Below are 7,335 nucleotides of genomic sequence, written 5' to 3'. Positions count from 1 at the left end.
TGCCGCAAGCAAGATCCTCCGCCCGCGCCTTCTGTGCCTCAGCAACGTTGAAGTGGGCATCAGAGATAAACATTGCAGCAGAGAACGCGATAGCTGTGATGACACCACAACGGCGGAAAGCACCTCGCAGCATTCTCATTTTCCTTCTCCCGAATTTGCGAGCGTAGCACGTATCGGCGCACTGCGCATCTCGTCGCCCGCCGTCGAGCCACGCGCCCTTCATAAGATATAGGGCGCGTCCCGCTTGATCCGATCGGACACCGCTGCAACGCGCACTGTGCCCGCTCCAGCCGACCAGCCAGCTTACGATACAACTTGAGGCGGTCACTGCGGGTGAGGATGGGCGTCCATTTCCTAGCATTTCGGCCCTCGGAGCCCTAATCCCAAGCCTCACAAGACGCGCCGGCCAAACTCAAACGGCCGCCACGGGCCTCCTGAGGCTCGACGGGGCCCTCCAGGCCCAACCTTCGCTTTCAGGGGCCAGGGGGGGCATTCCTAAAACAAGGCTTCTCTCCGGGGCCGGGCGCGGCGGCGCTCGAAAAGGCACATAGTCGTTCAAAAATTTCCCAATGAAATCAATGACTTAGCTGGTGATCTGGGTAAGGGAGGCAGCCGGGATCCCTGGGGGGTCAGCCCCTTGGAATTGTTGCATAATTTGACTAGTCGCGCGGTCCTGCCGTGCAGGAATGTCGTCTTGCCCCGCCTCGATCGCACAACCGGGACGCGCTAAGGAAAGCGAGGGTTATCAAGGGGTTACGCGGGGTGAGGGGGAGGTGGCGGGCGGTCGGCCGGGGTTTAGGCGGGGTCGCCACGGGGTCGGGCAGGCGTCGAAGCTCGGCGGATCCCGCCTGTCCGCACCTATCCCCGCCGATTTGATGCGGACGGATCCCGGGGCGGCTTTACTGGAGGGTGTGCGCGGCCTCGACCGTGATCTTCGCGCCCCTGCCGCCGTCCGGGGTGATGAGGGTGTCGCCGAGGGCCGGCGTCAGGATGGCGCCCTGTAGTTCCTACGGGTCGATGATCCGTCTCGGCGCGAGGTCGCCTCGAGATGACGCCCGCGCTCATCTCCTCGACGGGGATGGGGTGTTTTAGGCCCGGGCACCGTCGCCCAGGTGCGGCAAGACCGCGGCCCGCGTGATAGGTCGGCGTGCCGAGGCGGTCGAGGCCTGGCCCGCAGTTGTCCCCGATGCGGGCCTCGGCGCAGGACGCTGCTACCTTGAGCGCGGCCCTGCCGCCCTTAGCCGCCTGGCGAGCCCCTGGGGACAGGAAGTAGGCGGCGGCGACGACCATGTCGCCTGCATTGTCGTGCTGGCGGCCTTGCTGATGTACTCGTGCATCTGCGGATTTGCAGGTTGGCGATCAAATCCTGGACCCTGGCCGGGACGCCACGCGGCGGCTCATAACGCGGCAGATCGAACTGCGGCACCTGGGGGGCATCGTGCAGGCGGGAGTAGCCGAAGAGTCGCTCTGTCGATGTCGGCGGCCTTGCCCATGGGTGCCTTGGCCTGGAGCGCGGCGCGTTCGGCAACCTTCTGCTCGACATCCTGGGCAAGACCCGCGCCGAGGGGTGGCAATTCGCCTCCGAGGCCACCACCAGGTCACAGGGCCTTTGCGCCCTTGGTGGCCCTGGCCGCGCCCTTGACGCCCTGTGATGCGCCTGAAGCGGCGCCCGGCTCAGCGGCGGAACTTGGCCTGCCATTCCTCCTCCGTCAGGCATCGACCCGGCTGCATGGCATCCTCGGTAATCCCAATCGCCGTCCAATACTCATCGCCTGGCGGACGGTTGCTGACCACATACTGCACACGGTTCATGGCGCGCGTTGTCTCCAGTTTCGCAATGCGCTCCGACAGTCGCGTCATGTTGCTGGGCTTCGTCATGCCCGCCCTTCTTCCAGTGCCTCGAGCCTGCGGTGCAGATCGGTGACCTCGATGGCCCTGGCATGGGCATCCACCAGCCTGCCTAGTTCGGCTGCCTCGCACGGAGTAAGTTCCCCCGCTGCGACTGCCTCCAGGATGGCCTGCGTCGCGCTGGGTAGATCGGCCGCCGTCTCGATCCTGGGGAGGTCAAGGGTGACTGGCCGGTCGCGACGCACAGATGCGAGCCGATCCATGCAGAGCCGCAGAGCAGTCATGTCGCCGGCCAGTCCCAACTCGATCGCCTTGCGTGTGAGCGCCTCGGCCTCGCCCTCCAGCAAAGCTTCAATGGCAAGCGTCACCTTGTGTCGGGTGCCCTTTGCCTTGCCGGCCGGGTTGCCCGACTGGCCCGGCTTGAACTTGCTGCCGCCCTGTTTTCGTTCTGCATTTGCAGGCATCACGGCAAACCTCTAGCGACGATCCATGCGATGAAGCCGACGGCGGCGAGGGTCATCAGGAGAGCGCCCCTGCGGCCTCGGCTCAGGCGCTCCCGTTCCAGGACGCATCCAAGCGTCAATTTCACGATGGCAAATCTGCAATCAATCAAATCATAAAGCGCGCCGGATTATGCAATATTGCCATCGAAAATAACACCCGCGACCAACTTGGCCGAGGGCGCCCGGGCCCTCACAAAAGCCACGGCATCGAGCAGATACAGCGACAGGAAGGACTGGCAGTATCGGGACCATCAGGCCGACGGCTTCTTCCGATCAATTTCATCCAGGATGCCGGCGCATTTCCTACCGGAGAGGGCAAATGTACAAACACATTCTGATCGCCACCGACGACTCCGAACTTGCTCGCAAGGGTCTTGAACACGGCTTGGCGCTCGCCAAGCCGCTCGGGGCGAAAGTCACCGTTCTGACCGTTTCGGCGCCCCTGCGTCCGGAGATGGCACCTGCAGCCCGTCAGCAGATTGATGAGTTCATCAAGGAACGCATTACCTCCATAGAGCAACGCGCGTCCGAACACGGCGTCACGGTAGATCTGGAACACGAGATCGATGTTTCTCCGGCCGCGGCAATCGTCCGATTGGCCAAGCTCAAGGGCTGCGACCTCATCGTGATGTCCTCTCATGGCCGACGGGGCATACAGAAAGTCGTGCTCGGGAGCCAGACGTCTGAGGTGCTGGCAAGTACAACTATCCCTGCACTGGTGGTCCGGTAGTCGATCCTCCCAGCAGATCTCGCTCGTAAAACGAGCTGTCGCAGACGTTTTGCGATAGCTGGGGCGAGCCCACATGTCCCGACGAGCCGAGGGTGGGGTTAGCGCTTCCGCCCCCGCCCCTTGCCTCGCGCTGCTGCGATGACTGCCGGCTCCTCTGTCAGCGCTTCCCGACGTTCGGCCTTCTCATCCTTTGTCGCATTGGTGTCAGCGAGCACACGGTCCACAGCCTCGGCCGCCTCCGATCGAACATCATCCGCATTGGCCTTCTGCTGCTCAATTGAAACGGCGTCTTCGTTCGAGACGGAATAGCCGCGTCCAAGCTTTGCCAGCCTGACGCCTGCGCCTCCGCCGTTTTCCGGAATGAACTGAACGCCCGCCGTCGTCAGAGTCTCAGCAAGTGCTTTGTTGTTCATCGTGGCTAGCTTCGCGGTCTCATCCTTCGCCTCGAAAGCTCCGATGGTCGATTTAGAGACGCCGGACGCCTCCGCAAGATGGTCCTGCTGCCAGCCGACCAGAGCTCGAGCGGCTTTGAGGAGGCGAGGTGTCAAACGGATCATGAGCGCAACCTCATAGCTGTATTACAATTGCAACCTTTGTTGACAGGATACAGATAGACTGTATCCTGACTATAGGTCAGCAACTGAGATACAGCAAATGCCGCTCGCCTACAACATCGATCGCCGCATCGCCTTCGACAAGGCTGCCATCATGCGCCGCGCCCATCACGAAGGCCGCTTCGCCCTGCGCCTGTGCCGCACCATCACCGAGCGCCGCGCCCAGCTTTCCAACTGGCTCCGCAAGGCCTGGGCGGCCGCGAAGGCTGAGGCCTGCGAGCTTCGCCGTGCCGAGGAGCGCGCCGCCGCCATCGCAGCCTTCAAGGCTCAGCACGAGCGTGAAGCCGCTGCCCTCGCCGCCAGCTTCAGCGACGACGCCGCCGCGATCCGCTGGGAGATCCAGCGCGAGCACTACCGGCAGCATTTCAACGGCGACTGCACCAGTGCCTCCTATCGCGGGCCTATGTCGCTTGCGGGCCTGACACTGAGTGCAGCGGACCCGCATGGCCTTCAACTCGCGCTGTTCAATTGGGGAAATTCGTGACCTTCACGACCTTGCCAGTGGCGTCATAGGTGGTCCATTCGCCAACCTGTTTTCCGCTCTTGAAGTGGCCTGAACGCAGTTTACTGCCATCCAGCCTGAACCACTCCCAGTACCCTTCAAGCTCACCGCTCATCATGTGGCCCTTGGCTTTGATACTTCCGTCCTTGTGGCGGTCGCCCCTTTCTTTCATGCCTCCTCCTACCTTTCCGTTGTCGAGATGGTGCTCATCGCGACTGCGGTGCATCTGATGCTGCGGCGTGATCGGACCAGCGACAGCCCCAGATCGAGGAACCATCTTTCCTTCGGCGGTGCGATCCCACGGCGTCAATCGTAGACGGCGTTCCGGAACGCGCACCTCTGCTCCGCGAGGCCGATCTCGCGAATTGTTAGGCCTTTAGCGTCGCGGGCCTGTCGCGGTCCCAGTCGTTCTGCCGCTGGAATCGCGAAACGTCGTCACCCCTTGGCTGTCCGTGCTCGCGCGCCCGGTCGTCCGGCCCATGGAATCGTAGAACGTGGTCGAGCCTCGGCTGTCGGTCACTGACCGGCCTGTGACGCGCCCGGAGCTGTCACGGAAGGTATGCTGCTGATGTTGCGCTGAGGCTGCGTTCGCCAGTACAGCGAGCGCCAGCGCGGCGATGATGGCGGTCGTCCTCATGTCCCCTCCGCAGATAAGACGCTGCTTCCCGGCATAACCGGGCCGCGAGCGTCGGCTGATAGCAAGCCGTCGAGCCTTCGTTCTTTCGAGTGGTCGAGCCGCGGAGCGGGCTAGCAGGCCGTAGTGTTCATGGGTAGTGGCTTCTTCAGTTTAAGACGCGGCTAGGTACCCCGTTCATCCCGCCGCGTTGTTGGTTTCCGCCATTCTGTTGACGAAACACACCCCTGTGCTTGCGATGCGCTTCAGTCTTTACAGTGGCTTAGCATCAAACAGAAGATGGCGAACGATCACGTTCGCAGGTAGACCGCTCAGCGAGAGGAACGAAAGCCGGAACCAGATGCTGACGCGGGATGAAATCTGGATCTTGCACCTGTTTCGGCCAGACAGGGGCCGCGTCGATTTGCGGCCGAGCAAGTCGCGCGAGGAACTGATCCGCAAGGGTCTGATCGAATGGACGCCCGCGCCAGCGTGGGCGGGCTGTAACACCTACGCGCTAACTGAGCGCGGGCGGGCGGTCATGGGCGTGCTGCCGAAGGCGCCGGATTGATCATTGCGAGGATACGAGGGAAGCAACCGAGTTGAAGGGCCCTATCGAACGTCAGCTCTGCGACCGAGACCGAAAGGCCAGTCTCGACCGATTTTGTTGAAGAAGTCGGTGTTGCTGCGAGCCTGAGGTTCTGATTCAGTCGTCCTTGGGCGGAGGGCGGCGCGATGATGGGCGAACGGACGGTTGCGCAGGAGGCACTGTTCTACGAGTTCAGCCTTGAGCGGCATGTCCCGGCCAACCACCTGCTGCGCTCGATCGACCGCTTCGTCGATCTGTCCGGCATCCGTGCGCATCTACGTCCCTTCTACAGCGACACCGGCCGGCCTTCGATCGATCCCGAGCTGATGATCCGGATGCTGATCGTCGGCTACTGCTTCGGCATCCGCTCCGAGCGCAGGCTTTGCGACGAAGTCCATCTGAACCTCGCCTATCGCTGGTTTCTTTAGGCGGGCATGTGTCAACTCCGTTTTTGTGTCGCGGTGGATCAGGAGCGCCCGGACGAGTTCAGGCTTCTTTGCATGCTCGACGCTGACTGCGTCGGCGGACAGGATGGGTTGAGAAGGATCGAACGGCCTAGCTCTGCCTCGCGATCGGACCGGCGAATGCCGTGCCATCGCAACCAGCGATGCGTGCTCGTCCGACCCTCGCACCCTCCCAGGCGCTCTTCTCCGCCGCGGCGACGGAACTATGAAGGTCGATCGCTACGTGAACCTCCCCACTACGCGGCGGCCGAACCGGGCGTCGCTGACCAACGGAACTCGGTGCCGTCGGTCCACATGCGGTGCATGACGACGGCAAGCCGGCGTGCGAGAGCAATCTTCGCGACCTTCACGCTGCCTCGCTTCGCCAGCCGCGTCGCCCACGACCTCAGGGCCGACCAGGGACCGTGATGGAAGAGGACGTGGGCTGCCTGGTACAACGCGGTGCGGACCATCTCGTCGCCGCAGCGGCTGATGCGACCGTCGAAGTCGGTTTGTCCGGAGCTATAACGTCTCGGCGTCAGGCCAAAATGTGCGCCGACGTCTCTTGATCGCGAGAACCGCTCGGGAGCGTCGACACCGGTGCGATAGGTCAGCGCCACGACCACCCCGACACCGGGTATCGTCATCAGCCGGCGGCAGACCGGATCGCGTCGTGCAAACTGCCGGCACATGCGGTCCAGTTCCTCGAAAGCCTCGATCATCGTTTGACGGACGCGCAGCATTGGCTCGGTGATCGAGAGCAGGATTGGATGATCGGCGACGAGCTCCAGGACGCGCTCCTCGAAGGCTCTCCGCGTGACGATCCCGATGCGAAGCCCGAACACCTTCAGCGAGCCGCGGATTGCGTTCTCGATATCGTGCGATTTACTCAAAAGCTGCTGACGACTGACGAGCGCCATGCGCACTTGCTGTGCCTCGTCGCTTTTGATGTGGACCTGCCTGAACCATCCAAGGCGGAGAAGATGGGCGATCCCGCGCGCGTCGTTGCGGTCGGTCTTGTTCCTCATCGCACTCAGGCCGGCCTTCACATGGCGGCATTCGAGGCAGATCGCGGGATACCCGGCCTCGCGCAGCGCGCTGTGAAGCCATGATGATGTCGGGCCCGCTTCCAGGCCGACCCGTTTGAAGGGATGACCGAACCCCGCCAGCAGATCAGCGATGACCGCTGGCTCGGCGTCGATCTTCCGTTCGAGCAGGACATCGCCCGCGTCGTTGACGATGCAGACGTTCACGGTATCCAGGGACACATCCAGGCCAGCGAAATAGTCCATCACCGTCTCCATGGCAGGGCGTTGTGGGTCAAACCGCGCGACGCACTCTCGTCCTGGCGCGACCGCCCGCCTACTCCATCTCTGCCGGCTTGGCCTGGAGGGGGATGTGCCCGACCATTCCACCTTCTCGAAGAACCGGCACGGTCGCTTCCGCGACAGCGATCTGCTGCGCGAGGTCTTCGAGACGACGGTTCGACGCTG

General features: G+C 63.0%; 8 protein-coding genes and 1 pseudogene. 4 read left to right on the top strand and 5 right to left on the bottom strand.

Annotated elements, in window-relative coordinates; translation table 11 throughout:
* Window positions 1-1,674: 1,674 nt before the first annotated feature.
* Both AC1DGP_RS34490 and AC1DGP_RS34485 read right to left on the bottom strand, forming a co-directional pair.
* Window positions 1,675-1,878, bottom strand: coding sequence for a hypothetical protein (locus AC1DGP_RS34490; RefSeq protein ID WP_476770253.1), 204 nt, complete (start codon window positions 1,876-1,878; stop codon window positions 1,675-1,677).
* The gene (locus AC1DGP_RS34485; RefSeq protein ID WP_476770254.1) at window positions 1,875-2,312 is read right to left on the bottom strand and encodes a DUF5681 domain-containing protein; all 438 of its coding nucleotides are present in this window, start codon (window positions 2,310-2,312) and stop codon (window positions 1,875-1,877) included. Before AC1DGP_RS34485 ends, AC1DGP_RS34490 begins: the two co-directional genes overlap by 4 nt.
* 358 nt (window positions 2,313-2,670) lie before the next feature.
* Between AC1DGP_RS34485 and AC1DGP_RS34480 the strand changes: the two genes are divergently transcribed.
* Window positions 2,671-3,081 carry a universal stress protein gene (locus tag AC1DGP_RS34480; RefSeq protein WP_476770255.1) on the top strand — a complete coding sequence of 137 codons (411 nt, stop codon included), beginning with the start codon at window positions 2,671-2,673 and terminating at the stop codon, window positions 3,079-3,081.
* 98 nt (window positions 3,082-3,179) lie between these two features.
* Here the strand turns inward: AC1DGP_RS34480 and AC1DGP_RS34475 are convergent, their stop codons facing one another.
* A complete protein-coding gene (locus AC1DGP_RS34475) occupies window positions 3,180-3,638 on the bottom strand; it encodes a helix-turn-helix domain-containing protein (RefSeq protein ID WP_476770256.1) in 459 nt (152 codons plus the stop codon).
* Window positions 3,639-3,735: 97 nt separating this feature from the next.
* On the opposite strand from AC1DGP_RS34475, the gene AC1DGP_RS34470 reads away from it, so the two are divergent.
* Window positions 3,736-4,179 carry a hypothetical protein gene (locus AC1DGP_RS34470; RefSeq protein WP_476833223.1) on the top strand — a complete coding sequence of 148 codons (444 nt, stop codon included), beginning with the start codon at window positions 3,736-3,738 and terminating at the stop codon, window positions 4,177-4,179.
* Here AC1DGP_RS34470 and AC1DGP_RS34465 read toward each other — a convergent pair.
* Complete coding sequence (locus tag AC1DGP_RS34465; RefSeq protein ID WP_476770258.1) at window positions 4,160-4,534, bottom strand: toxin-antitoxin system YwqK family antitoxin; 375 nt, start codon at window positions 4,532-4,534, stop codon at window positions 4,160-4,162. The two genes, AC1DGP_RS34470 and AC1DGP_RS34465, sit on opposite strands and share 20 nt — an antisense overlap.
* A 637-nt stretch (window positions 4,535-5,171) precedes the next feature.
* On the opposite strand from AC1DGP_RS34465, the gene AC1DGP_RS34460 reads away from it, so the two are divergent.
* The gene (locus AC1DGP_RS34460; RefSeq protein WP_476770259.1) at window positions 5,172-5,381 is read left to right on the top strand and encodes a hypothetical protein; all 210 of its coding nucleotides are present in this window, start codon (window positions 5,172-5,174) and stop codon (window positions 5,379-5,381) included.
* A gap of 164 nt (window positions 5,382-5,545) precedes the next feature.
* Window positions 5,546-5,821: pseudogene (locus AC1DGP_RS34455) on the top strand (transposase); the annotation flags it as partial.
* 278 nt (window positions 5,822-6,099) lie between these two features.
* Here AC1DGP_RS34455 and AC1DGP_RS34450 read toward each other — a convergent pair.
* A complete protein-coding gene (locus AC1DGP_RS34450; RefSeq protein ID WP_476833222.1) occupies window positions 6,100-7,134 on the bottom strand; it encodes an IS110 family RNA-guided transposase in 1,035 nt (344 codons plus the stop codon).
* Window positions 7,135-7,335: the final 201 nt, after the last annotated feature.

The sequence above is a fragment of the Allobosea sp. 05T433 genome (genome assembly GCF_056396065.1).
The sequence above is the reverse complement of the archived record's forward strand: the minus strand, read 5'-3'. Positions and strand labels throughout refer to the sequence as shown.

Excerpts from the sequence above, each read along its gene's own strand:
- AC1DGP_RS34480 (WP_476770255.1), top strand. The coding sequence starts at position 2,671 with ATGTACAAACACATTCTGATCGCCACCGACGACTCCGAACTTGCTCGC.
- AC1DGP_RS34475 (WP_476770256.1), bottom strand. The coding sequence starts at position 3,638 with ATGATCCGTTTGACACCTCGCCTCCTCAAAGCCGCTCGAGCTCTGGTC.
- AC1DGP_RS34490 (WP_476770253.1), bottom strand. The coding sequence starts at position 1,878 with ATGACGAAGCCCAGCAACATGACGCGACTGTCGGAGCGCATTGCGAAA.
- AC1DGP_RS34485 (WP_476770254.1), bottom strand. The coding sequence starts at position 2,312 with ATGCCTGCAAATGCAGAACGAAAACAGGGCGGCAGCAAGTTCAAGCCG.
- AC1DGP_RS34450 (WP_476833222.1), bottom strand. The coding sequence starts at position 7,134 with ATGGACTATTTCGCTGGCCTGGATGTGTCCCTGGATACCGTGAACGTC.
- AC1DGP_RS34460 (WP_476770259.1), top strand. The coding sequence starts at position 5,172 with ATGCTGACGCGGGATGAAATCTGGATCTTGCACCTGTTTCGGCCAGAC.
- AC1DGP_RS34470 (WP_476833223.1), top strand. The coding sequence starts at position 3,736 with ATGCCGCTCGCCTACAACATCGATCGCCGCATCGCCTTCGACAAGGCT.